This is a genomic window from Pseudomonas sp. RIT-PI-q, from assembly GCF_001297125.1.
Lineage (GTDB): Bacteria > Pseudomonadota > Gammaproteobacteria > Pseudomonadales > Pseudomonadaceae > Aquipseudomonas.
Window position 1 is genome coordinate 1 of the sequence record NZ_LHPC01000010.1, and the last position, 23,931, is coordinate 23,931.

The 23,931-nt window shown below is 59.7% G+C and carries 25 protein-coding genes and 1 pseudogene; 8 read left to right on the forward strand and 18 right to left on the reverse strand.

All coding sequences use genetic code 11. From position 1 onward, the window contains the following. Positions 1–691: 691 nt before the first annotated feature. The 12 genes from AEQ67_RS02285 to AEQ67_RS02340 form a co-directional block, all read right to left on the reverse strand. Positions 692–1,093: an ExbD/TolR family protein gene (locus AEQ67_RS02285; protein ID WP_019578566.1), complete on the reverse strand. Its 402-nt coding sequence runs from the start codon at positions 1,091–1,093 to the stop codon at positions 692–694. 1 nt (position 1,094) lies between these two features. Further along, positions 1,095–1,820, reverse strand: coding sequence for a MotA/TolQ/ExbB proton channel family protein (locus AEQ67_RS02290; RefSeq protein ID WP_059402269.1), 726 nt, complete (start codon positions 1,818–1,820; stop codon positions 1,095–1,097). Between the two features lie 84 nt (positions 1,821–1,904). Continuing rightward, entirely contained in the window at positions 1,905–2,714 is an 810-nt protein-coding gene (locus AEQ67_RS02295; RefSeq protein ID WP_059402270.1) for an energy transducer TonB, read from the reverse strand. 116 nt (positions 2,715–2,830) lie between these two features. Next, the gene (metC, locus tag AEQ67_RS02300) at positions 2,831–5,599 is read right to left on the reverse strand and encodes a cystathionine beta-lyase (protein ID WP_059402271.1); all 2,769 of its coding nucleotides are present in this window, start codon (positions 5,597–5,599) and stop codon (positions 2,831–2,833) included. 8 nt (positions 5,600–5,607) lie between these two features. Beyond that, complete coding sequence (locus tag AEQ67_RS02305; RefSeq protein ID WP_059402272.1) at positions 5,608–6,204, reverse strand: cysteine dioxygenase; 597 nt, start codon at positions 6,202–6,204, stop codon at positions 5,608–5,610. 17 nt (positions 6,205–6,221) lie between these two features. Then, the gene (locus AEQ67_RS02310; protein WP_059402273.1) at positions 6,222–7,058 is read right to left on the reverse strand and encodes an amino acid ABC transporter ATP-binding protein; all 837 of its coding nucleotides are present in this window, start codon (positions 7,056–7,058) and stop codon (positions 6,222–6,224) included. Next, positions 7,045–7,833, reverse strand: coding sequence for an amino acid ABC transporter permease (locus AEQ67_RS02315; RefSeq protein WP_059402274.1), 789 nt, complete (start codon positions 7,831–7,833; stop codon positions 7,045–7,047). Before AEQ67_RS02315 ends, AEQ67_RS02310 begins: the two co-directional genes overlap by 14 nt. Next, positions 7,823–8,557: an amino acid ABC transporter permease gene (locus tag AEQ67_RS02320; RefSeq protein ID WP_059402275.1), complete on the reverse strand. Its 735-nt coding sequence runs from the start codon at positions 8,555–8,557 to the stop codon at positions 7,823–7,825. Before AEQ67_RS02320 ends, AEQ67_RS02315 begins: the two co-directional genes overlap by 11 nt. Continuing rightward, positions 8,554–9,765 (reverse strand): aminotransferase class I/II-fold pyridoxal phosphate-dependent enzyme, encoded by a 1,212-nt coding sequence (locus AEQ67_RS02325; protein ID WP_059402276.1) that lies wholly within the window; start codon positions 9,763–9,765, stop codon positions 8,554–8,556. The genes AEQ67_RS02320 and AEQ67_RS02325 overlap by 4 nt, the downstream gene beginning before the upstream one ends. Next, on the reverse strand, positions 9,762–11,186 hold the full coding sequence (locus AEQ67_RS02330) for an FAD-binding oxidoreductase (RefSeq protein ID WP_059402277.1): 1,425 nt from the start codon (positions 11,184–11,186) through the stop codon (positions 9,762–9,764). The genes AEQ67_RS02325 and AEQ67_RS02330 overlap by 4 nt, the downstream gene beginning before the upstream one ends. After that, positions 11,183–12,034 carry a transporter substrate-binding domain-containing protein gene (locus tag AEQ67_RS02335; RefSeq protein WP_059402278.1) on the reverse strand — a complete coding sequence of 284 codons (852 nt, stop codon included), beginning with the start codon at positions 12,032–12,034 and terminating at the stop codon, positions 11,183–11,185. Before AEQ67_RS02335 ends, AEQ67_RS02330 begins: the two co-directional genes overlap by 4 nt. Positions 12,035–12,088: 54 nt before the next feature. Next, complete coding sequence (locus AEQ67_RS02340) at positions 12,089–12,931, reverse strand: transporter substrate-binding domain-containing protein (RefSeq protein ID WP_059402279.1); 843 nt, start codon at positions 12,929–12,931, stop codon at positions 12,089–12,091. A 252-nt stretch (positions 12,932–13,183) separates the two neighbouring features. Between AEQ67_RS02340 and AEQ67_RS02345 the strand changes: the two genes are divergently transcribed. The 4 genes from AEQ67_RS02345 (at position 13,184) to AEQ67_RS02355 (ending at position 15,580) form a co-directional block, all read left to right on the forward strand. Further along, on the forward strand, positions 13,184–14,044 hold the full coding sequence (locus AEQ67_RS02345) for a LysR substrate-binding domain-containing protein (RefSeq protein WP_059402280.1): 861 nt from the start codon (positions 13,184–13,186) through the stop codon (positions 14,042–14,044). A gap of 116 nt (positions 14,045–14,160) precedes the next feature. Continuing rightward, positions 14,161–14,322: a hypothetical protein gene (locus tag AEQ67_RS35930; RefSeq protein ID WP_008156931.1), complete on the forward strand. Its 162-nt coding sequence runs from the start codon at positions 14,161–14,163 to the stop codon at positions 14,320–14,322. 53 nt (positions 14,323–14,375) lie between these two features. After that, positions 14,376–14,966: a helix-turn-helix domain-containing protein gene (locus AEQ67_RS02350; protein WP_442965624.1), complete on the forward strand. Its 591-nt coding sequence runs from the start codon at positions 14,376–14,378 to the stop codon at positions 14,964–14,966. 185 nt (positions 14,967–15,151) lie between these two features. Further along, a complete protein-coding gene (locus AEQ67_RS02355) occupies positions 15,152–15,580 on the forward strand; it encodes a nuclear transport factor 2 family protein (protein ID WP_059402282.1) in 429 nt (142 codons plus the stop codon). Positions 15,581–15,710: 130 nt separating this feature from the next. Here AEQ67_RS02355 and AEQ67_RS33500 read toward each other — a convergent pair. After that, a pseudogene (locus AEQ67_RS33500) lies at positions 15,711–16,688 on the reverse strand (sterol desaturase family protein); the annotation flags it as partial. A gap of 397 nt (positions 16,689–17,085) precedes the next feature. Between AEQ67_RS33500 and AEQ67_RS02365 the strand changes: the two are divergent. After that, positions 17,086–17,505 carry an organic hydroperoxide resistance protein gene (locus tag AEQ67_RS02365; protein WP_059402284.1) on the forward strand — a complete coding sequence of 140 codons (420 nt, stop codon included), beginning with the start codon at positions 17,086–17,088 and terminating at the stop codon, positions 17,503–17,505. Positions 17,506–17,639: 134 nt separating this feature from the next. Beyond that, the gene (gene msrA, locus AEQ67_RS02370) at positions 17,640–18,146 is read left to right on the forward strand and encodes a peptide-methionine (S)-S-oxide reductase MsrA (RefSeq protein ID WP_059402285.1); all 507 of its coding nucleotides are present in this window, start codon (positions 17,640–17,642) and stop codon (positions 18,144–18,146) included. 22 nt (positions 18,147–18,168) lie between these two features. On the opposite strand, the gene map is transcribed toward msrA, so the two are convergent. The 4 genes from map to AEQ67_RS02390 all read right to left on the reverse strand — a co-directional run bounded on the left by map (position 18,169) and on the right by AEQ67_RS02390 (position 20,751). Continuing rightward, entirely contained in the window at positions 18,169–18,960 is a 792-nt protein-coding gene (gene map / locus AEQ67_RS02375) for a type I methionyl aminopeptidase (protein WP_059402286.1), read from the reverse strand. Continuing rightward, positions 18,957–19,223: a ParD-like family protein gene (locus AEQ67_RS02380; protein ID WP_059402287.1), complete on the reverse strand. Its 267-nt coding sequence runs from the start codon at positions 19,221–19,223 to the stop codon at positions 18,957–18,959. The genes map and AEQ67_RS02380 overlap by 4 nt, the downstream gene beginning before the upstream one ends. A 409-nt stretch (positions 19,224–19,632) precedes the next feature. After that, positions 19,633–20,070: a cupin domain-containing protein gene (locus tag AEQ67_RS02385; protein WP_059402288.1), complete on the reverse strand. Its 438-nt coding sequence runs from the start codon at positions 20,068–20,070 to the stop codon at positions 19,633–19,635. Positions 20,071–20,223: 153 nt separating this feature from the next. Further along, on the reverse strand, positions 20,224–20,751 hold the full coding sequence (locus tag AEQ67_RS02390; RefSeq protein ID WP_059402289.1) for a winged helix-turn-helix transcriptional regulator: 528 nt from the start codon (positions 20,749–20,751) through the stop codon (positions 20,224–20,226). 99 nt (positions 20,752–20,850) lie between these two features. Here AEQ67_RS02390 and AEQ67_RS02395 point away from each other — a divergent pair, with 99 nt between their 5' ends. After that, positions 20,851–21,480 (forward strand): isochorismatase family cysteine hydrolase, encoded by a 630-nt coding sequence (locus tag AEQ67_RS02395; protein WP_059402290.1) that lies wholly within the window; start codon positions 20,851–20,853, stop codon positions 21,478–21,480. 6 nt (positions 21,481–21,486) lie between these two features. Further along, positions 21,487–23,052, forward strand: a complete 1,566-nt coding sequence (locus AEQ67_RS02400; protein ID WP_059402291.1) for an aldehyde dehydrogenase (NADP(+)) — start codon at positions 21,487–21,489, stop codon at positions 23,050–23,052. 143 nt (positions 23,053–23,195) lie between these two features. On the opposite strand, the gene AEQ67_RS02405 is transcribed toward AEQ67_RS02400, so the two are convergent. Beyond that, on the reverse strand, positions 23,196–23,918 hold the full coding sequence (locus AEQ67_RS02405) for a cysteine hydrolase family protein (protein ID WP_059402292.1): 723 nt from the start codon (positions 23,916–23,918) through the stop codon (positions 23,196–23,198). Positions 23,919–23,931: the final 13 nt, after the last annotated feature.

Here is a 23,931-nt window from a genome sequence, read left to right on the forward strand (position 1 = left end):
ATCAAACTCTTCAGTTCAAACATCTTTGGGTTTTTAAGAAACCCTAAACTTGGCTCAGCAATCGTTGGTTACATCTTTGATTTCTCGCGGAGTAACTTGTGATGCTGATAATCTTGTTGACTATCAGCCTGACTCCACAAGCACCCACACGAATTGCTTGATTCAGTTGTTAAAGAGCGGTTGATCAAGACTTTCGTCTCAACCGAGGCGCGCATTCTACAGCGCCCCCTGTATCTGTCAAGCGGTTATTTTTCGAAGTTTTCAAAGTTTCCTTTGCAACTTCAACCACTTGCGCCTCCGATCTCTCGTTAGCGGGAGGCGAATTCTACAGCGTTACTCGCTGCTGTCAACACCTCTTTTGAGCCGCTTTCGACCGAGAAGATCGAATCGTTGATAAGGCGAAAACACACTGCCTTAATAACTCCTTCCAGGCTTCGATGAACTGAAGCAACCCGCTGCCGAAAACTGCGTAACTCTTTGTTTACCAATGAGTTTTCCGTTTCGACTGCGCCGGAAGTGGGGCGAATTATAGACTTCCAGAGTCTGCCGTCAACACTTAATTACAGTTTTCTATCACCAACTTGCGGATCGCCGCAAAGCAGCCCATTTCCTTCTATATAGAAGAGCAATTCACGCCCTTCTATATAGATGAACAGCAAATCGACTACCAACCCCACTACCCGGCGCTCACTCACTTCGCCGTAATCACCGACAACTTGGTAATCCCCGCCCGCTCGATAGAAGCCATAGCCCGGGCCACTTCGCCATAATTCACCCCGTTGTCCGCCTGCAACTGCACACGGACGTCGGGGTTTTTCGCCTTGGCAGCTTGCAGGTTGAACTCGAGCAGATCCGCCTGGATTTCATCCTTGTTGATGAACACCTTACCCTTGTCGTCGATGCTCACCACCAGCGGATCCTTCTGTTCCACCGGCGCCACCGATTCGGTCTTTGGCAGGTTGATCGGGATCGCATTGGTCAGCAGCGGCGCGGTGACGATAAACACCACCAGCAGCACCAACATGACGTCCACCAATGGCGTGACGTTGATCTCGCTGAGCACTTCATCGCTGTCTTGGGTCGAGAACGCCATATCAGGACGCCTCCTTGACTTTCTGCCCGGCGACGGTCGCACCGGATTTGCTCAGCACAGGATGCAGCAGCACACGGAACGCGTTTTTCTGCGCCAGGCTGTAGAAGTCGTGGGCGAAGTCATCGAGGTCGGCGGCGGTCAGTTTCAGGCGACGCAGAAAGTAGTTGTAGACCAGCACCGCCGGCACCGCGACGGCGATACCCACACCGGTGGCGACGAGGGCGGCACCAATCGGCCCGGCCACGGTTTCCAGGCTCGCCGAGCCCGCCGCACTGATGCCTTTCAGGGCCGACATGATCCCCCAGACAGTGCCGAACAGACCGATAAAGGGCGAGGTGCTGCCGATACTGGCGAGGATAGCCAAGCCGCTTTCCAGCGAGCGTCGTTCCCGCACGATCTGCTGGCGCAGGGCGCGTTCGAGGCGGTCTTGATGGTTGATTGCCTGGCTCAAGTCGGCGGCATGCGCGTCCTCCGGCACCTGGATCGCAGCGTAACCGGCCAGCGCGACGCGAGCGGCGGCGCCCGGTTGGCTATGGGCCAATTCAGCGGCGGAATCGAGACTGGAAGCGGCCCAGAAGTGTTTATGGAATTTTCGATCCTGCGTCTTCAGGCGGGTGAACTGCACCCCCTTGAGCAAGGCAAGGCCCCAGGTTGCAACGGAAAACAGGATCAACAGCCAGATGACGGTGTGTTCGATGGATTCGAAGGGGGACGCGATTAGATTCATGGTGGGCGCTCTCTGATATTAAGTTCTTTGAGTGGCTGTGCTCCTTTTGTGGGGTGGCACTCTGTTGCTGCGGAGGAAACCGACTTATTTGATCTTGAAATCGATGGGCACGCTGACCCAACCATCCAGGGCAACATCGCCCTGCTTGGCCGGGACGAAACTCCAGCGCTTGACCGCTGCCAGTGCGGCGTCGTCAAGTTGATCGCGGCCACTGCTTTTCTGGATCTGGATCTCACCGGGTTTGCCGCTGGCCAGGACATGCACCCGCAGCAGCACCGTGCCTTCCCAGCCGCGACGCATCGCCAGTGACGGGTATTCCGGCGCCGGGTTCTTCAGATAACCGGCGCTGGCCGACGCCGGGGTCACCGGTTTTGGCGCGGGGGGTGCCGGAGGGGCCGGCGCGGCGACCGGTTGTGGCGGCGCAGGGGGTGCGGGCGGCTGCTCCACTGGCTTAGCCACGGGCTTGGGAACCGGTTTGACCACGGGCTTAGGCTTGGGGACAGGTTTGGGTGGTGGTGGTTTCACGGCCAGTTCATCTTCAACCGGCGGTGGCGGTTCGACTACCGGCTGTGGAATCGGCTCGGGCGGCGGCACCACCCCCGGTGGCGCCGGCTGGGAGAATTTGATGGGCATCGGCGGGATCTCCGGGGGCACCACGGGCAACGCCGGCGGTGGGGCCTGGTTAACCCAGACAATCACCGCGCCATGCAGCACCAACGCGAACACCCCCAACAAGACCACTTCGCGACGACTCAATACGCGCTTGGGCGTGCTGTGCAGACGCGATAGCGCCAAGGGCTCCCGAAAAACCCGACCAAGGTCGAGCAGCTCGCCGCCGGGCAGCGGGTGCCGGAACACCTCTAGGGCACTTCTGGCGCTCTGGACATTGCCCATTCATTAACTCCTGTAGACCTTTGAATTTATCTGCCTACAGGCATAATCAACGAAAGCTATTATCTCTTAAAAGAATATTTAATTATCCAAATATGCAATTTGTGCATAACGATCCACTAAGCGAAAGTGCCAACCCAGGTTGCCGCAGCGAATCCCCGCTGCAAATCCTCGATCAACGCCTCGACATCCTCCAGCCCGATGTGCAACCGCAGTACCGGATTCATTGCGCGATCTGCGGCGCTGACACGATCCGTCGTGTCAGTAATCGTAATCAGGCTTTCGTAGCCGCCCCAGGAAGCACCCAGACCAAACAGCTGGAGCGCATCGATGAATCGCTCGACATAGGCGCCGTCTACATCGCGCAGTTCGAAGGACAGCAGACCGTTGCTGCCGTTGAAATCCCGCTGCCACAAGGCGTGACCAGGATGATCAGGCAAGGCCGGATGGAAAACCCGTTTCACCTGCGGTTGCGTTTGCAGCCACTGAGCGACTTCCAGGGCCTGGCGCTCGTGCACCTCCAGGCGTGGCGCCAGGGTGCGTGCGCCGCGCAGCACCAGGTAGGCATCGTCCGGGCTGACCGTACTGCCAAAAGTGTCGCTCATGGCGGCCAGCGCCGGCCAGACTTCTTCCCGCGTGCAGACGCTGCCCATCACCACATCACTATGGCCGCACAGGTATTTGGTCAACGCCATGATCGAGATGTCCGCGCCCAGGGCCAGTGGCCGATACAGGTAGCCCGAGCCCCACGTGTTGTCCACCGCCAGCAGGATGCCCCGCGGCTTGCAGAGCGCGGCGATGGCCGGCAAGTCGCAGAGTTCATACAGCAATGAACCAGGCACTTCGGTGTAGACCATTTTGGTGTTGGCTTGCAGCTGCGCTTGCAGGCCGCTGCCGTCCGCCGCGAAGTAGCTGACCTGGATGCCAAACGGTTCAAGAAATTCTTTGGCCAGACGTCGCACCGGCGAGTACACCGCATCGGTGATCAGCACATGATCGCCGGGGCGCAGGTAGGCCAGGAACGTCTGCGCGACCGCTGCCAGCCCAGTGCCGAACAAGCGGGTGCGATAGCCACCCTCCAGTTCGCTGACCAGGTCTTCCAGGGCGAAGGCCGTCGGGTTGCCTCGGGCGCCATAGCTCAGGACCCGCTCGCTGTCGCGACGGGAACGGGCGTCGCGCATCTGCGCAAGGTTGTCGAACAGTACGGTGCTTAAGCGGGTGACCGGCACGTTGACGGCCCGACCGCCTCCGCCCTTCTCGTTACGCGCCGAATGGACCAGGCGAGTACGTACCCGTGCATCATTACGCGCTTGTGGTTGCAGCGGCTTGAGACTGGCGATTTCTTCTTCGCTCATCTGCGCCAGCAAGCCGATTTCCCAGGCCAAGTACTGACGCGCCGCGTCTTTGTTACCGGAATGACGATCGTGGGTGAAGAACAGAAAATCAATGCAGTGCGCATCGGGCGGTGTATGGGCATTCTCTTGCACGGCAAAACCCGCCGCGCGCCAGGCACCGAGACCACCGTCCAGCAGCCTGGTTTGTGCGCGCTGAACTTCGGGCAATTCCAGCGCTGCAAAAGCGCCCAGCCGTGGATCATCGACCAGCAACACCAAAGGCCGCTGCTCACCGGCAACCTCTGCCGCCAACCTCGAACGGATCGACCAACGCGCACCGGCAATATGACCTTTGCGATAGACCATGCTCGGACGCAGATCCACCAGCACAACCGCGTCATCCTTCAGCGCATCGGCCAGTCCTTGTGCGGTGATCAAGGGCAACGCCTCGTGAGCGGCGGCCTCAAGCGCGGGCAACGCCAACCCACTGCTCACCCCGTCCGCCAGAACATAAGCTTCATGGCCCAATTGCCGCAGCCAACTGGCTACGATTGGTGCCCGCACGCCATCGCTGTCGATCAGCACCAACCGCGCCTGACGCACGCCGACATACAGATCGGTGGATTGAATCAACTGCCCGCCCGGTGTGTGTTGAGCGCCCGGCAGACTGCCCTCGGCATACTCCTCGGCGGTACGCACATCACACAGGAACAGACTGCGTCCGACGTCCCTGCCCCACTGCTCAACCTGAGCGGCTTCAACGGTTTCCACCCCGGCCCGCGCCGCCAGTTGCGCGGCGGCGAGACGCTGAGCCGGCAAAATCTTCGACGACACCTCATCGGCATAGCGTCGGGTGCTGCCATGCTCCAACTGGAAATCTTCCAGATACCAGCCCTGAGTGCCGTTTTCCAAGGCGTACACAGGGTTCTTCAAACCGAGATTGATCAACGTCTGAGCGCCGATGATGCTGCGGGTGCGGCCGGCGCAATTGACCACAATCGGCGTGCGCTCGTCCGGCACCAGATCGTGAACGCGATAGCCCAACTCGCCGTTAGGGCAGCACACAGAACCGGGAATGGTCATCTTGCGGTATTCATCGAACGGCCGCCCATCGAGCACCACCAACGGCTCACCCCGGGCCTGCCATTCGGCCAGTTGTTGTGCGGTGACATGAGGGGTGTGACTGGCCTCCTCGACCAATTCGCCAAAGGCCTTGGAGGGCACATGCACACCGGCAAACAGCTCAAGACCAGCCGCCTTCCAGCCATTGGCACCGCCGTCGAGCACATGCACGTTGCCATAGCCCAGCGCCTGTAATCGCTGTGCAGAGCGCGCCGCGACTTCCCCGCCGTCCTGGTCATAAATCACCAGCCGTACTAGAGGATTCGGCGCCAGACGCCGGGCCTCCAGTTCCAGTCGGCTATAGGGCAAATTCACCCCGAAAAACAGGTGCGCTTCGCCATATTGGCCGTGTTCGCGCACATCAAATAGGGCAATCTCCTGCGCGTCGAACAGCCATTGTTGCAGTTGCCCTGGGGTTACGGTCTGGCTCATGGGAACGATCATGCGTAGGCCTTGATCGACGGCGCCATTTGCGAGGCGTTGTAATTGAGAATGCGTCCGTCGCCCTCGACGCCGTAACGGCCGTTGAGGGATTCCAGCGGCAAACCGTAGAGGTGGAAATGCAGGGTCGCTTGCTCGCCTTCGACACGGATGCCATGCAGGTCGTCACCGAGAAACGAGATCGACGTGCCGGGCTGCACGATCACTTCCTTTTCCAGGTGCAAGGTGGTGAAGCCCGGCTCGCGACCTTCATCATCCCGGGCGTAGACGTAGTTGATTTCCTGGCCTTCGACCGCGCTGATGATGGCCCAGGTTTCATGGTTGTGCGCGATTGTACTTTTGCCCGGCAACAGCGAATTCAGGTACAGCGTCGGTGTGTCGCCGTCGTCATTGAGGCGATAGCGAAACGCCGTGCTGCCCTGCCCCGGCACCGGTGCCGGGAATTCGTCGAAGTTGAACAGATCACGGCGCTCGGCCAGGTTTTCCAGCAAGGCGACGATTTCCGCCAGCGCGGCGCGGTCGACGCCCCGTTGATTGATGACGCGGATTTTCTTCAGGAAATCCTCAATGACAGCGGCACGGTTAACGGTACTCATGAACAGGCTCCTCAGTATTAGACGGACAGGCTGTAGCGACTCAGATTGGTCAGCAGGTAGGGATCGTGAGCGATCACAGGTCGGCGCCCCGGATCGCCCAGGGCGTGACGGAGAAATTCCTGGGTACGTTCGCTGGTGGGGTTCTGGAAGATTTGCGCGGCGCTGCCGTGCTCGACGATCACGCCGTTTTCGGTGAAGTAAACGATGTCGCTGATTTCTTCGGCGAAGCGCATTTCATGGGTCACCAGCACGCAGGTCATGCCCTCCTCAGTCAGCTCGCGAATCACCGTCAGCACCTCGCCGACGGTTTCCGGGTCGAGGGCCGAGGTCACTTCATCGAACAGAATCAGTTCCGGGCGCATGGTCAGCGCCCGGGCAATCGCCACCCGCTGTTGCTGGCCGCCGGACAACTGTCCCGGATAGGCATCGGCCTTGTGCTCCATCCGCACCTTGGCCAACAACGCCCGTGCGTCTTTTTCGGCATCGACGCGGCTGCGACCCAGGACCTTGCGCGGCGCAATCACCAGGTTTTCCAGCACCGACAAATGCGGGAACAGGTTGTACTGCTGGAACACAAACCCCACACGTTTGCGCAACTCGATGCGCTGGGCTTCCTTGGCCAGGGTGTGAACCTCGGTGGCGCCGACGCGGATGCACCCGCGCTGGGGCTGCAACAGGCCGGTGATGCAGCGCAGGATGGTCGACTTGCCCGAGCCGGACGGACCGATGATCGACACGGCCTGGCCGCGATACACGTCGAGGTCGATGCCCTTGAGTACCGGGTTGCTGGCGAAGGACAGGTGCAGGTCGCGTAGGCTGACCAAGGGCTCGGCGACGGTTTCAGTAGAAGGCATAACGTCGCTCCAGGCGTTGGGTGAGTCGGGAAATCGGATAGCAGTAAGCAAAAAACAGCACCAGCAAACTCAGGTAAATCACCACGGTGAAGCCGGTCATGTTCACGGTGTTGCTGGCGATTTGCGCGGTGTCGATCACGTCATGCACACCCACCAGTGAGGCCAGTGCAGTGCCCATGGTGATCACCGCATACAGGTTCATCCACGGCGGCAACATGCGCTTGAAGCACTGCGGCAGGATGATCGAACGGAAAATCTGCCCGCGCGTGAAGGCCAGGGAACGAGCGGCTTCCCATTGGGTGCTGGGGATCGATGCAATGGCGCCACGGAAGATTTCCGCGACGTTGGCACTCGCCGGCAAGGCTAGGCCGATCGTGACCTTGACCCAGTCCGGGAACGAAACATAGGCGCTGCCGATGTGGATCTCGAACGGGAACACGTAGGTGGTGAAATAGATCAGCACCAGCCAAGGAGCATTGCGAAAAATCTGCACCCAGATCCGTGCCGGCAAACACAGCAGACGCAACGGCGAAAGCGCCAGTGCCCCGACCAACAAGCCCAACAACGAGCCCAGCCCGATCGCCACCAGACTGATCAGAATGTTCAGCCCAAAGCCTGCGGCCAGGGCCGGCGACCACTGCAGCAAGGCGTTGAACACCGGGCTTTGCGGCGCGAAATACACCAGCCACAGCACCGCGCCAGCCAACAGCAACAGCTTGCCGACATGCCGACGCGGCCAGGTCACCGGGGCAATGACGGACGATTCAATGGCCATAACCAGGCATCCTCAGGCGTGCTTCGAGCAAGCGCCCCACACAATTGACGATAAAACTCAGCAGGCCGAAAAAGCTCAGGATCAGGATCATCAACTCCAGCACGTTATCGCTCTGGGTCCAGATCATGATCGCGGCGTAGGTGATATCCCCCACGGCAATGGCCGAGGCCACGGCGGTCATTTTCACCAGGTCGATCAGGTTGTTGATCAGCGATGGCAAGGCGAAGCGCAGGGCCAGCGGCAGCTGCACATTCCACAACAACTGGCGGCTGCTGAATGCCAGCGAACTGGCGGCCTCAAGGGTCACCGCCGGCACCGCCTCAATCCCGGCGCGCAAGGCTTCGGCATGGAACGCGCCCTTGTGCAGCGAGATCACAATCACCACCCAGGCGAACGGTGTCAGCGGGTTGGCCGCGCCGACGGCCTGAGTCAGCAGCATGTTCAGCACCAGGAACGCGCAATACAGCTGCACCAGCGTCGGCGTGTTGCGGGTGACTTCGACAAACACCCGTGCCGGTTTGGCCAGCCAGGGTTTGCCTGACGTCAGCATCGCCGCCAGCCCGACACCCGCCAGCAGACTGCCGACGATGGTGAACAGGCACAGCAACACCGTGGTCAGCGCGCCTTGTTCCAGGGTGCCGCGTTGATAGGCGTCCAGCAGAAAGCTGTAGTTCAGGCCGAACCCGGCAGTCCAGTGGACGAAAAGCTCCAGCCAATGACTCATGCTTCGCCTCGCAATTGCCCGCAGGCATAAGCGATGCGGCGCCCCGCTTCAACGATGCTGTCGGTCGCCGTGGCGATGGACAGGCGAAACCAGGGTGACAAGCCATAAGCGCTGCCCGCCACACCGGCAACGCCCTCCTCCAGCAAATACGCGACGACATCGGCGTCGCTTTGCAGACGCTGACCGTCCGGGCGATAGCGGCCCAACAACCCGGCGCAGCGCACAAACACAAAGAAGCCGCCCTGAGGCTCAAGCACTTCAAGACCGTCGACGTCGCGCAAAGCGCTCACCAACACATCCCGACGCTGCTGATACGCCGCGACCTGCTCCGGTAAAAAATCCAGGCCACCTTCAAACGCGGCCAACGCGGCGGCCTGCCCTACCGAGGAAGCGCCCGAGGTGGATTGCGATTGCACGACCGCCATTGCCGCCGTCAGCACGTGCGGCCCGGCACCAAAACCGATGCGCCAGCCCGTCATGGCATACGTCTTGGACACTCCGCCGACCAGCAGGCAGCGCGCCTGTAAATCCGGTGCGACGTTGAGCAGGCTCTGGGCCGGCTGACCGTCAAAGCGAATGTGCTCGTAGAGTTCATCCAGCAGAATCAGCACCTGCGGATGACGACGCAATACCTCGGCCAACGCGTGCAGTTCAGCCGTGCTGTACACCGCGCCGCTGGGGTTGCCGGGACCGTTGAGAATCAGCCAGCGCGTGCGCTCGCCAATGTGTTGCGCCAGCTGTTGCGCCGTGAGTTTGCAACCTTGCGCCAGCCCGCATTCGATGAACACCGGCTCGCCACTGTTAAAGCGCACGCTGTCCGGAAAGGACGGCCAGTAAGGCGTTGGCACCAATACTTCGTCGCCATCGTCGAGGGTCGCGGCGAAGGCATTGAAGATGATCTGTTTCGCTCCGTTGGCAATCACAATGGATTCCAGCGGATAGTCCAGATGGTTTTCCCTTTGGAGCTTGCGTTGCACGGCGATACGCAAGTCCTTCACACCCGGCGTCGGGGTGTATTTGGTGGCACCGTTCGCAATGGCCGCATAGGCGGCTTGCTTGATGTGTTCGGGGGTGTCGAAATCCGGCTCGCCAGTGGTCAGGTCGAGAATATCGCGACCGGCATCACGCAATGCCGTGGCCTGGGATTTTGCCGCGGCATTGGCCGACAGCGAAACGCGCTGCACGCGTTTGGACAGGTGAAATGTCATGATTGAACCGCCTCAATGACCTTGCCTGGATTGAGCAGGTTTTTCGGGTCCAGCGCCTGTTTGATGCGGCGCATCAGGTCGAGCTCCACCGGACTTTTGTAGCGCTCAAGCAGGTCCAGCTTACGCTGGCCGATCCCGTGTTCGGCACTGATCGAGCCGCCGTGGGCGTGGGCACTGTCATGCACCAGCAAGCTGAGTGCCGCGTAATTCGCCATGTGCGCATCCACTGTCGAACCCAGCGGATGGGCGACGTTGTAGTGCAGGTTGCCGTCGCCCAGGTGGCCGAATGTGAAGTGGCGGACGCCGGGGAATTTCGCCTGCAACAACGCATCGGTGTCGGCGACAAAATCGACGATGCGGGAAATCGGCACCGAGATGTCGTGCTTCATGTTGCGACCGGCACGTTTCTGCGCCTCGCTCATGTGCTCTCGCAACAGCCACAAAGCTTCGCTTTGCGCGAGGCTTTCGGCGATCAGGGCATTGGCCAGCAAACTGTTTTCGAATGCTTCGCCGAGCACCTCTTCAAAGGCTTCGCGGGCGTGACTTTCGCTGTGGTTATCCGACAGTTCCAGCAGCGCGAACCAAGGCTGGTCAGCACTGAGAAAGGGCTGCGCCCCCTGCGGAAATTGTTCGCGCAACAGCGCCAGGCAATCGGCACTGAGCAATTCGAACGCGGTGAGGCTGGCACCAAAACCGGCACGCGCATGGGACAGGAATTGCACTGCCTGGGCCAACGAATCGAAGGCCAACAGCGCCGTAGCCTGTGCGTTGGGCAATGGGAAAAGTTTCAGGGTCGCGGCAGTGATAATGCCAAGAGTGCCTTCACTGCCGATAAACAGGTCGCGCAAGTCGTAGCCGGTATTGTCCTTGCGCAAACCGCGCAGGCCATTCCATATCTCGCCTTGGGCGGTGACCACTTCCAGGCCCAGGGTCAGTTCGCGGGTATTGCCGTAACGCAGCACCGCCGTACCCCCGGCGTTGGTGCCGAGGTTGCCGCCAATCGTGCAACTGCCTTCGGCGCCGAGGCTCAGGGGGAACAGTCGTCCGGCGTTGCGCGCCACATCCTGCACGGTTTGCAGGATGCAGCCGGCCTCGACGGTCAGGGTGTCGTTGTCCGTGTCGACGTAGCGCACGCGGTTCAGGCGATTGAGCAGCAGCAACACGGCGCGGCCACTGGCGTCCGGGGTCGCACCGCCCATCAGGCCGGTGTTGCCGCCCTGCACCACGATCGGCGTGTCATTGGCGACGCAGGCACGGACCACCGCCGCGACTTCCTCGGTGTTGGCCGGGTGCACGGCAGCGATCACCTGGCCGACGTAGCGTCCCTGCTTGTCGGTCAGGTACGGCGCCGCCTCTTCGCTGCTTTGCACATGAGCGGCGCCGAGCAACTGCTGCAATGTCGCGAACAACCCTTGGCTCATGGCTGAACCGCCAATGGCGCGGCGTTGCGATACTGTTCATGCAAGTCACGCAGGGCCTGGGACGGTGCCATACCGGTGCGTTCGCCCAAGGCGATCAGCCAACCACTGCGGTGCCAGTCGCGGACGATAGCGTCCAGTCTGGCCTGGGTATCGTGCTCGCCCTTGCGAATCCAGATCACTGAGTTCGACGGGATCAGATCCCCCGGTAGCGGAGTTTCATAACCGGCCCACTCGGCATCGCTCAACAATGCATGCATGGTCGGGCTGACATGCACCGCCGCCACGCAACCATTGCCCCGCAGGGACAACAGCGATTCCGACTGGCTGCGGAACGCCTTGATCTCGGCGCCGTAGGTTTCCTGCAACGGCTTGATGAAGTTGCTGCCCTGGGACACGCACACCGGCTTGCCCTTCAGGTCGGCCCATTGGCTGATGCCCGCGCCTTTGCGAATCAGCGCCGCGCCGCCTACTTCTTCGTAGGGCGTGGGCACGTAGTCGAGTATCTCGGCGCGCTCTTCGGTGAACTGCATGTTGGCGATCAGGATGTCGACCTTGCCCTGTTGCAGGAACTGCACGCGGTTGGGCGCCAGCACTGAAACCGTCTTCGTCTCCACACCAAGTGCCTTGCCGATGCCCTTGGCCAGTTCGACGTTGTAACCCAGGTGCTCACCTGTCTTCGGGTCGAGGGTGCCGAACGGCGGACCACTGAGAATCACCCCGACGCTGATGGCGTGGCGTTGCTCGATCTTGTCCAGGGTGGCATCGGCCTGGGCCAGGTTTGCGGTCAGCGCGGCGTATCCGGCCAGGCACAGGGTGGTCAGGGTTCTAGCGGAAAAAATTGACTTCATGCACGGCTACCTTGGGCGACGGTCGGTGGAAAACGCTGAGGTGCGAAACAACACTCAGGCGCCGTTGGCCTGGAACTGTTTCTGCAACTCGACCAGCGCCGGGGATGCCGGGGTGATGCGGTTGCGAGTCTGCGCTTCGATCAGCCAGCCACTGCGGTGCAGCTCTTTGATGATCGGGTCGAGTTTGGCCTGGGTATCGCTTTCGCCACGCCGGGTCCAGATCACGGATGGGGCCGGGTTGAGCTCCGGACTGAGCGCGCGATAGCCCTGCCATTCGGCGGTGTCGGCGAGCAACGGGTTGATCAGCGTGGCGTCATGCACCGCGGCGACGCAGTTGTTGCCCCGCAGCGCCAGCAAGGATTCCGACGAACTCTTGAAGGCCTTGATCTCGGCACCCAACTCGGTGAGCGGCTTGACGTAGCTGCTGCCCTGAGAGGTGCAGACCGGTTGGCCTTTGAGGTCTTCCCAGCGGCTGATCTTGCTGTCCTTGAGCACCGCTGCAGTGCCGCCGACACGGTAGAACGGCGTCGGCACGAAGCCGAGGATTTCGCCGCGTTCGGCGGTCCATTCCATGTTGGCGATCAGCAAATCAACTTTGCCCTGCTGCAAAAACTGCACGCGGTTGGCGGGCAATACCGGCACCAATTGTACTTCGGCGCCCAGTTGCCGACCCAATTCCTCAGCGAGGTCGACATTCAAGCCACGGGGTTTCTGTGTGGCGGGATCAATGCCGCCAAAGGGTCCGCCGGACAACAACACACCGACCACCAGCACATGACGTTGCTGGATTTTGTCCAGGGTGGCATCAGCCTGAGCGCTGGTCATCCCAACCATCGAGATCAAGGCCCCCAACATGACAGGCAACAATCGTTTAACCGGCGAGCGCTCAAGCAACATGGATTTCCCCTCAAGAATGATCGGCGTACCCCGACCTGATGTGTGGGCATCCTAGGTACAGTCCTGAAGTAACGGAAATTCAAATATCTAATATCGTTATAACTTACAGTATCAAAATTGACAGGCGATCGTCATAAAGCCCGTTTTTGCTGGGTGTTTTTTCCTGACAACTAAAACACCACCCATAACACATAAAGAACTGTAATATTTATGTTTGCACCCTTGATATAAAAACAACGCCGGGAAATGGCCATGTCGACCTCACCTACTCTCGATCTCGAATTACTGCGCACCTTCATCGCCGTGGTTGATCACCACAGTTTTGCCGAGGCCGGCGCGCAACTGGCCCGCACGCAATCGTCGGTCACCCAGCACATGCAACGCCTGGAACAACTCGTCGGTGTGAACCTGTTCGAGAAACGCGGGCGGCAAAAGCAACTCACCGAAGCCGGGTTGCAGTTACTGCGCCATGCACGGCAGATGCTCTCGCTCAACGACGACGCGCTGAACTCCCTGCGTGAAAGCAGTTTGAGCGGCGTGTTGCGCATCGGCTCGCCGCATGACATCGCCGACACCATCCTGCCGCCGATCCTCAGCCACATTGCCCGCTCGGCACCGCGTTTGCGCCTGGAGATCGATGTCGGCCGCAGCCCGTTCCTGATGGACGACCTGCACCGGGGCAAGGTCGACATGGTGATCTCCACCCGCGAAGACCCAAGCCTCGAAGGCTTTGCCTTGCGCACCTCGCCGGTGTGGTGGATCTGTTCGGCGCAGTACATTCATAACCCCGGCGAACCCTTGCCGCTGATCCTGGTGGATGAACCGAGCATCTATCGCCGCTACGCGCTGGAGGCTCTGGAACGCGCCAACATTCCCTGGCGCCAGGCGTATCTGGCGTCAAATCTGATTGGCATCAAAGCGGCCACTCGCGCAGGCCTTGGGGTCACGCCGAGAAGCATGGAAATGCTCGGCCCGGACATGCGCGTCCTGGGCGAGAACGACGGCTTGCCACGGCTGCCGGACGTGACCTATCACTTGTGGATTCGCCCCAACACCGTGAATCCGCTGGTGCGTCGGGCCTACGAATTGATCAGGAGCAGTCGGGGCCTCTGATCAGCGCCACTAAGAACCAAAAGGTATTAATAAATACAAAATAGGTATTTATCGTTATAAAAATATCCGCGTAGTCTCAGCTCATCCCGACATTCATCACCACAGTGAAGTGCCCCATGAATCCGACTGACAACCTCATCGACTTCGCCAGCTACCGCAAACGCAAACAGGCTCAGCAACGGGCACGGGCCATGTGGGAAATGTACGCACGCAACGCAGGTCTACAGGCCTTTCAGTGGGTGCAAGCCGCGAAAGCCACCGAGACTCGTCACGCGTGAACGTGCACGAACCCTCGCGCTTTCTGGCGAGCGCCGACGAACCCGTGCTGGATCTGAACAATTTGGAGTCACTGGAAGAAGACCCGATTTGCGAGCGGGTTGCACAGAACCTGCAGCGTCTGCGGGGCAAGCGTCATCTGTCGCTCGACGCCCTCGCCCGGCAATGCGGTGTAAGCCGGGCGATGCTCGCGCAGATTGAATCCGGGCGCAGCGTGCCCTCGATCAAAGTGCTGTGCAAAATCGCCAAAGGCTTGAAGGTATCAGTCGCGGCGTTTCTTGAGCATCGGGCCTTCGAAGGTGTGGCGGTGCTGTCGGCAAGCCAGAGCAAACGCCTGGTCAGCGCCAACGGAGCCTTTGTCAGCCGAGCACTGTTCCCTTTCGACGTTGCGCGCCAATCGGAGTTTTACGAACTGCGCCTCAGCCCCTTGGGAGAAGACCAGTCCGAGGGGCACGGCCCCGGCGTACAGGAGAACCTGGTGGTGTCGCAAGGCGTGCTGGAAATCAGCGTCAACGATGAACGCTATCTGCTCTCCACCGGCGACTCGATCCTGTTTTATGCCGACCAACCGCACCGCTATCGCAACCCCGCCGACAGTGAAGCAGTGGCGTATCTAGTGGTGACTTACCCGGAACGCCTCGACTGACAAACGCGCATGAAAAAGCCCGGCACGGATAATCCCTGCCGGGCTTTTTTGCGCCATTTTTATCGCAAGGATTATGTTCGGCCCTGTTGATTCTGTTGTGTCGGTCGGCAGATGATGCGGCGGAGCCCTTTATCGGTGCTTTCGAAAAACTGCCTCGCACAACAACAAAAATACAGGAGTAGAAAATGACCGAACTGAAACTGCATCCCAACGCCGCAGAATCCCTGAGCCAATGGCACGCCATGATCGGTAGCGGTGACTTGCGCGCCTTGCCCGAATTGCTGGACCCACACGCCGTATTCCGCTCGCCGATGGCGCACACGCCTTACCCGGGAGCCGCTGTGGTATCGATGATTCTCAACACGGTCATCGAGGTGTTTGAAGATTTTGTCTACCACCGCGAATTGGCGACGGCAGACGGGCTGAGCGTCGTCCTGGAGTTCAGCGCCAAAGTCAGCGGAAAAGAGTTAAAGGGCATCGACATGATCCGCTTCAATGAACAAGGAAAAATCGTCGAGTTTGAAGTGATGGTCCGTCCCTTGAGTGGTTTACAAGCCTTGGGCGAGCAAATGGGACAACGTCTTGGCGCGTACCTGGCAGCCAGTAAAGCCTGACCACGCGGCATCGTTTCGGGCGAGGCGCAGCACCCCGCGCCTCGCTTCTATCGACTTCGGCGCCTGAGTCGCTCGCACCTTTTAGCGTGGAGAGGCTCGACAGCAAATCCATGGCACGTCTGACGGGGATCTGCCGGGCAATGTCTAAAAACGGGGTGACGATCAGGCTGTAAACCGTCAGGTAACGATCGTGATCCTGTTCAGCGATGCCGAACCGGATGAGTTCGGGCTTCGAATGTGTGAGATACAGCGTACCGAACATCCAGTCCCACAGTGACAGGTTGATCCCGAAATTCCTGTTGTAGTGCCGGGGCGCGTCACTGTGGTGGATCTGGTGCTGGGCTGGGCTGTTCAGCACATGCTCAACCACGGGGCCGAATGAAAGCCAGACATGGCTGTGACGCAGGTTTGCCGCCAATGCGTTGAGGATCAACACCACATAGGTCACGCCAAACAGGGTGTAAGGGCTGATCTTCCCGCCACAGGCGTACCAGAAGACACCGGCATAGACGCCGACGCATAAGGTGTCAGTCAGTTTTTCGACGATCTTTTCCACAAAGTGAACCCGACTTGCCGTCGCCGGGACCAGCACAGGCGCCGAGTGATGGACTTTGTGGAACGCCCAGAGATACCGGGAATGAAAGGCGCGGTGGGCCCAGTAATGGATGAAGTCCTGGACAACAAACACACCCAGGCCGTAGAGCAAGCAGAGCGGCAGGTTCTGCGCCACTTGCGCGCGGGCGCCCCAAAGGTGGGTGAAAAAGCTGATGTAGTCGCCGGAGCGCAGGACGTGTGGATCAACCAGGCCGACGATGGGCAGCACCAGCGCAACTTTGAGGATGCCCCGCACGAAGTAGTAGCGGTAATCCAGCAACGCCGAACGATGGAAATAGACCCCACTGCCGCCAATGAATTGCCAGAAAGAATCGGCATCGGTCAGGCCGCGGGGCTTCCGGTATCGGAACAGGCCGTAGGCGACGCAGTAGGACGTAAAGAGAAAGACGACGCTGAAACGGCCGTTCAGATCGAACATACCCAGAAACTGGTCAGTGACCGGCTGGATAACCCACTTGATCAGGCCGTCATGGAAAAGCGCGAGAACGTCCACAAGAGACAGCCCTCCGACAAAGGTAGGGCATTGTAGATCAGAAACCGGATGCTGGTGTTCGCGCGGTGATTTGTATCGCTGTGTATTTATGCGGACGATCTTACACAGCGTTACACAACCGCTGGATCAAGACACATAGGCAGTACATGAAGGTGAAAAAGTAGGGCCGTCGCCTGATGCCGATCATTCAAACCATAACGCAATCCCTGTAGCAGCTGGCGAAGCCTGCGTCCGGCTGCGCAGCAGTCGTAAACCCTGCCGACGCGGTTTGCCTGACATACCGCGCGGCCTGATTTCACGACTGCTTCGCAGCCGAACGCAGGCTTCGCCAGCTGCTACAGGGATCGTGTTGTGGCTTGGTATGGGGCAGCCCTCAAACCTTTAGCAGGAACCCGAAATGATCAATAAAATCGACACCGTGCTGTACACCGGCAAAACCCACACCACCGGCGGCCGTGATGGCGAGTCGCGCAGCTCCGATGGTCGTCTGCAGATCAAGCTTTCCCCTCCCGGCTCGTCGGGCAGCGGCACCAATCCCGAACAACTGCTCGCTGCCGGTTGGTCGGCCTGTTTCATCGGTGCAATGGGCAAGGCGGCTGCCGCGTTGAAGGTGACGCTGCCGACGAACCTCGCTGTCGATGCCGAAGTAGACCTGGGCAAGACTGAAGATGCCTTCTTCCTTCAGGCGCGCCTCAATGTCAGCCTTCCGGGCCTGGACCCGGCTGTCGCTCGGACGGTGGTCGATGACGCACATCTGCGGTGCCCGTACTCCAAGGCGCTGAGTGGCAACATCGACATCACGATCAATCTGGTTTGACCGGTGCTGCCTGCCTTACCGGCAGGCATACTAAACATCGCGCATCCAAACGTTCAGGAGATCATCATGAGCAAGATCGCCACCTGCGAGTGGCTCACTCAATGGGCACGTTCACTGATGGGAAGGACCGTATTATGACGACGCAAACTGAAACGGCCATTCTGGCCGGCGGCTGCTTCTGGGGTATGCAGGATCTGATCAGGCGCCAGCCCGGCGTACTGGCCACGCGGGTGGGCTACACCGGCGGCGATGTGCCCGACGCGACGTACCGCAACCATGGCACACATGCGGAAGCGATCGAGATCGTGTTCGATCCGGAGCAAACCAGCTATCGCCGGATCCTTGAGTTTTTCTTCCAGATCCACGATCCGACAACGAAAAACCGTCAGGGCAACGATATTGGTTTGAGCTACCGCTCTGCGCTCTTCTATCTCGACGATGAGCAGAGGCGCGTAGCCGAGGATGCGGTGGCCGACGCTGATGCATCCGGCCTCTGGCCAGACAAGGTCGTGACTGAAGTCAGCCCCGCCGGCCCGTTCTGGGAGGCAGAACCTGAGCATCAGGACTACCTCGAACACTACCCCAATGGTTACACCTGCCACTTCATTCGGCCCGGCTGGAAATTACCCAAACGAGCGTGACGGTGCCGCAGGGCGATTGCGTTTAAACAATGGCGGGGTATTCATCGACACTGTCCGGCCAGGGCGTCAGCACCTTGAAGCCGTCGTCAGTGACCGCCACCATATGTTCCCATTGGGCCGAGAGTGAATGATCCTTGGTGACGACCGTCCAGCCGTCACTCAGGGTTTTCACATGGCGTTTGCCGGCGTTGAGCATCGGCTCGATGGTGAAGATCATGCCGGTTTTCAGCTTCAGGCCCTGGCCCGGAAAGCCGTAATGCAAGACCTGCGGCTCATCGTGATAAACCTTGCCGATACCATGGCCACAGTATTCGCGCACGACGCTGAAGCCATCCCTTTCGGCGACGCTCTGAATCGCATAACCAATGTCGCCCAGGGTAGCGCCTGGCTGGACTACCCGGATGCCGGCACACATGGCTTCATAGGTGGTTTTTACCAGACGTTTGGCGTCCGGGGACGGTTCGCCGACGAAGTACATGCGGCTGGTGTCGCCGTACCAACCGTCCTTGACCACGGCAATGTCGATGTTGACGATGTCGCCATCTTCGAGCGGCCTGGCCGACGGAATACCATGGCAGACCACCTGGTTGACGGACGCACACACGGTTTTCGGGAAGCCGTGATAACCGACATTGCCCGGAATGGCTTTCTGTACGTTGACGATATAGTCGTGGCAGATCCGGTCGAGTTCGTCGGTGGTGACCCCGGCCTTGACGTGGGGAGTGATCATGGCCAGCACCTCGGCAGCCAAAGTGCCCGCAACGCGCGACAGGGCTATTTGTTCCGGGGTATTGATGGTGACGTTAGCCTTCATTGCTTGACTCCCGAGACCGCATCAACGTCCGTGCGATGGGCAACATCGGCGAGTGCGCACACTTGCTTCACGTCAAGACCGCCAGCCAGTTCGGCACGAATCAGCACGCGGCAGATTTCGCTGTGGTCGAGGTTGGGATGTAACTCCGTCAACATGCCGATGCGCATCCAGTGCTCAGCCTGGGCATTGATCGAGCGACTCAGCGCATTGCTGGCGACACGCAGATTCTCGTGCATGTCTTCTGAAATTTTTACGATACCCACAGACCCATCCGATACGAAATGCATATGAATCGTATATTAGTCGATTACACGGTGAGATCGCAAATTCAGGGCATGAAAAAGCCCGCACTGGGCGGGCTTGGGCTTGTGAAAGTGAGTAGGTGGCCGGTGCTGGTCTCCGGCTTACGAGGTTTATCAGGACTCTGACAGAACAGTTTTGTGCTCTTCTGCTTCACACGGCATAAGGGCTGGATCTCAGCACGGAGATCTTTCTAACCGTGTACCCTTCGGAACGCGCCCCACGCTCCCTCGCTATCCTCTTGCGCATCAGTCTGCGTCTTCACCTACAGGTTGAAGAATAGCAAAAAGTCCGAACTGCGGAAGGGGCTTTTTTAGAACGATTCCACCCAAGGGCAAACCCTGCAGGATGGAAAAACTCTATCGCCCGCTCTTACTTCTCCAGCACCACCAGCGGCGTGTCTTTCTTCACAATGTACGTCGCCAATTCCGCGCCGTTACCCGTACCAATGTTCTTCGCGATATGCGCAGTCCCGGCGGGGATGTACAAGGAGTCGCCAGCCTTGAGCGTCACAGGTGGCTGCCCTTCAAGCTGATACTCGAACGTACCCTCGATCACGAAGGCGACTTCCACCCCAGGATGTGAGTGCTTGGGCGAGGCCACGCCCGGTTCGAAATCAACGCGAACCTGGATGACTTCACGCCCGGCGACGTCCAGATCCTTACGCAGAAGATCGGTGCGGTGAAGCCCTGCTTGCCAGCCTTTGGTCTCTTGAGCTTGAGAGAGGCCGGCGAATGCGCTGAGTGCCGCGGCAGTGGCCAGGGCGACGCCAAACGCGCCAGCGGTCTTACGAATATTGATACGGGACATCGCATTTTCTCCAATGAGTGCCGCAGATGCGGTGGTTCATTTCAAGCCCGCGTTGTATCGCGCACGTGTCCCGCAACGCATGGATTTGTATGTGAACGTAGCTACCGCGGCGGTGGATACGCACAGATACAAACTGCCGCGACCGGATCGACGCTAGACCTCCTGATCGCTCGGGCCCGCCCCGCGAATGCCCTTGAAGGCTTCACGTCGTGCTGATCGCTCTGCGGCATAGGCCGGGCTTTGCTGACTGATCAACTCTTCACGGCGCAAGAGTTCGCCGCAATGATCGCAGAGCGGCCCCAGCCCGGCGGTGTGGCCACAGGTTTTATGGGTGTACACGACCGCCACCCCCTCCTCGCCCGACTTGCACCAGGTTTCGCCCCAGGCGCGTAGCGCGAGCACCACTGAATAAAAGGCCTGCCCTTTCTCGGTCAGGTGGTACTCGTAACGCAGCGGCCGCTCGCTGTAGGCGCGACGCGAGACGAGCCCATCACCTTCCATACTCTTCAAGCGTGCAGCGACCATTTGCGGGGTTGCGCCAGTCTGCGCGTGGATCTCATCAAAGCGATGACTGCCCATGAACAACTCGCGCAGTACCAGCACGGTCCAGCGGTCGCCCACTACGGCCTCGGCCCGTGAAATCGGGCAGAGGGTTTCGGGAGCAGTTTTGTTTACCGACATTCGGTGTTGCCTCTTCATCACATACTATGATTATCATATCAACACGATGCCAGGGCAAGTCTACGGCACCGATCACTTGAAATCTGCGGAGAAATTGCCATGTCAAACGCCAGCTATCCTCTCGATCGGACCGCCTATCTGCTGGTCGATCCGTACAATGACTTTCTCTCGGAGGGCGGCAAGGTCTACCCCTTGATCGAGCCAATCGCCAACCAGGTCGGCCTGCTCGACAATTTGCGCACCCTCGACCGCGCCGTCCGTGCCAGCGGCCTGCAGGTGGTTATCGTACCGCACCGCCGTTGGCAGGAAGGCGACTACGAAGGTTGGGATCATCCAAGCCCCACCCAGTGCAAGGTCATGCACATGCATCACTTCGCACGCGGTGAATGGGGCGGCGACTGGCACCCCGATTTCGCGCCAAAGGACGGCGACATCGTCGTTCAGGAACATTGGGGTTCGAGCGGGTTTGCCAATACTGACCTCGATTTTCGCCTCAAGCAAAAGAGCATCACGCACGTAATCATCGTCGGCCTGCTGGCCAATACCTGCATCGAAGCGACAGCCCGTTATGCCGTGGAACTGGGTTACCACGTCACGCTGGTGCGCGATGCGACCGCCGCCTTCAAACCGGAAATGATGCATGCCGCGCATGAACTGAACGGCCCGACCTTCGCCCACGCGATTGTCACGACGGACGAACTCGTCGCGTCCCTTGCGGCGCAGGGGTAACGGACGATGAAATTGACCGGAAATCTGTTTATCGGCGCAAACGATGTCGCCGCCACCGAAGGAACCATGAAGGCGCTCAATCCCACCACCCACCAGCTGATCGAACCGGATTTCGCCTTGGGTGGCGTGGCCGATGTCGACCGGGCCGCGATACTCGCCGACGAGGCGTTTGATCTTTACAGCCATACCTCGCTTGCCCGGCGTGCGACGTTCCTTGAAAGCATTGCCGACAATCTCGATGCGGTCCGCCAGGAGTTGGCTGCACGGGCGGCACTCGAAACGGGTCTGCCTGAGGCGCAGCTTGAGGGCGAAGTGACAAGAGCCGCGACCCAGTTCCGCCAATTCGCCGAGGTCGTGCGCAGAGGGCGTTTTCTGCAGTTGGCCATCGACCCGGCACAGCCTGATCGTTTGCCACGTCCACGCATGGACCATCGATTGCAGAAGATGGCGATCGGCCCGGTGGCTATTTTCGGTGCGAGTAACTTCCCCATTTCCTACTCGGTCGCCGGTGGCGACACCGCGTCGGCGCTGGCGGCAGGCTCAACCGTTATCCTGAAGGCGCATAACGCGCATCCTGGCGCTTCGGAAATTCAGGCGCGGGCCATCCGCAAGGCCGTGCAGGAGAACGAATTGCCTGAGGGTGTCTTCTCGATGGTGCGCGGCAGTGGCAACGCGATCGGCGAAGCGCTGGTCGATCATCCCTTGGTCAAGGCCGTGACGTTCACCGGCTCGGAGCAAGGTGGCATGGCGCTCTATCGACGGGCGCAGCAACGCCCCGATCCCATCCCGGTCTTTACCGAGATGACCAGCGTCAACCCCACGTTTATCCTGCCCGATGCGCTGGCCGCACGTGGCGCACAGATTGGCGATGGTTTTGTCGAGCGGATGCTGGTCAATGTCGGGCAAGCCTGTCTCAAGCCCGCCATTCTGATCGCGATTGAAGGGGATGGCTTTGAGGCGTTACGCGCCGCGATGGTGAAACGTGTGAGCGAGGCATCGGCGCGCACGATGCTGACGCCGGGGATTCATGCGTCGTACATCAGCGGCCTCGCCGGTATGGAGAACGCTGGTGCACATCGTGTTGCCGAAGGTTCGGCATCGGGTGCGGATTTTGAGGGTCAATCGGCGTTGCTTGAGGTCGACGGTCGGCATTTCCTGAGCGACACCGCGCTTGCGCAAGAGGTTTTTGGTCCGTCTGCATTGCTGGTGAAGGTCAAGGATGAGGATGAAATGTTCGCTGTGGCTCGCTCGCTTCGCGGCCAGCTCAGCGCGGCCATGCATCTTGAAGAGGGTGATATGCCGCTGGCGCAGCGCTTGCTGCCGGTTCTGGAGCGGCGCACCGGGCGCATCGTTGTCAACGCTTTTGCCCATCCGCAGGAGGTGACTTTTGCCACCGTTCACGGGGGGCCGTTTCCGGCAACGTCGGATAGCCGCTTTACTTCGGTTGGCATGACGTCGATTGAGCGTTTTTTGCGGCCGGTGGCTTATCAGGGGTTTCCTGATGCGCTGTTGCCTGAGGCTTTGCGTGAGATCAACGCGTTGGGGTTGCCTCGGAGTGTGGAGGGGCGATAAGAGACCTGAAGACAAAACACCGCCCCCTGTAGGAGCTAGCTTGCTCGCGATGGACCCACAGGCACCGCGTTTATCCTGTTAAAACGCGCCATCTTTGACGTTCTTCGCGAGCAAGCTCGCTCCTACAGGGGTTAGCTCGCCTCCTATCGAACCTGAAGCAACCCAACCGTCTGCGCCGTACTCCAAAGCGCATTAGCGATGTACCGAAAGTTAATCAATGCCGCCAGATAACCATCCCCCTCAGGCGTCGTCGGCCCAGCAGTCGCATCACGCACCACTGCCACTTCAAACCCCTGCTCGAGCAACTCACGCAGATGCGACTCGACACAGAGATTGGCCGCCATACCCGCCAAAATAACCTGCGATACGCCATGCTTACGCAGCTGCAACGCCAGGTCATTGGTCTCCGGGCCATACACCTTATGCGGTGAAGCAATAATGGTTTTACCGTCAAGAATGTAGGGCTTGTACTCAGGCATAAAGTCCGCACCAGAGTTCTCAAACCCGTCAAGCGTCAACGGCCCCTTGCGATCAAACATACCAATACTGTGCATGACCTTCTCCAGCGGCCCGCCGAAATGCCACTCGTGATCACACGGATAGTAATAATGTGGAGACACGGCCACCGTGATGCCCGCCTCTTTGGCGGCAGCAAACAACTGGCCAAGGTGCTTGACCACGTCGTGTTCAACCACACTCTTGCCAAACACACCCCAACTCACGCCCTCGGGGCTGAGGAAGTCGATTTGCGGATCGATGACCACCAACGCCGCCCGTGACAGGTCAAGCTTCATCCCCGGATCCGGCAGCGCAGGCTCCGCCGGGTCGGCATACTGGGGGGCAGTGCGAATTGAATCGTTGCTCATGACAGTGGACTCC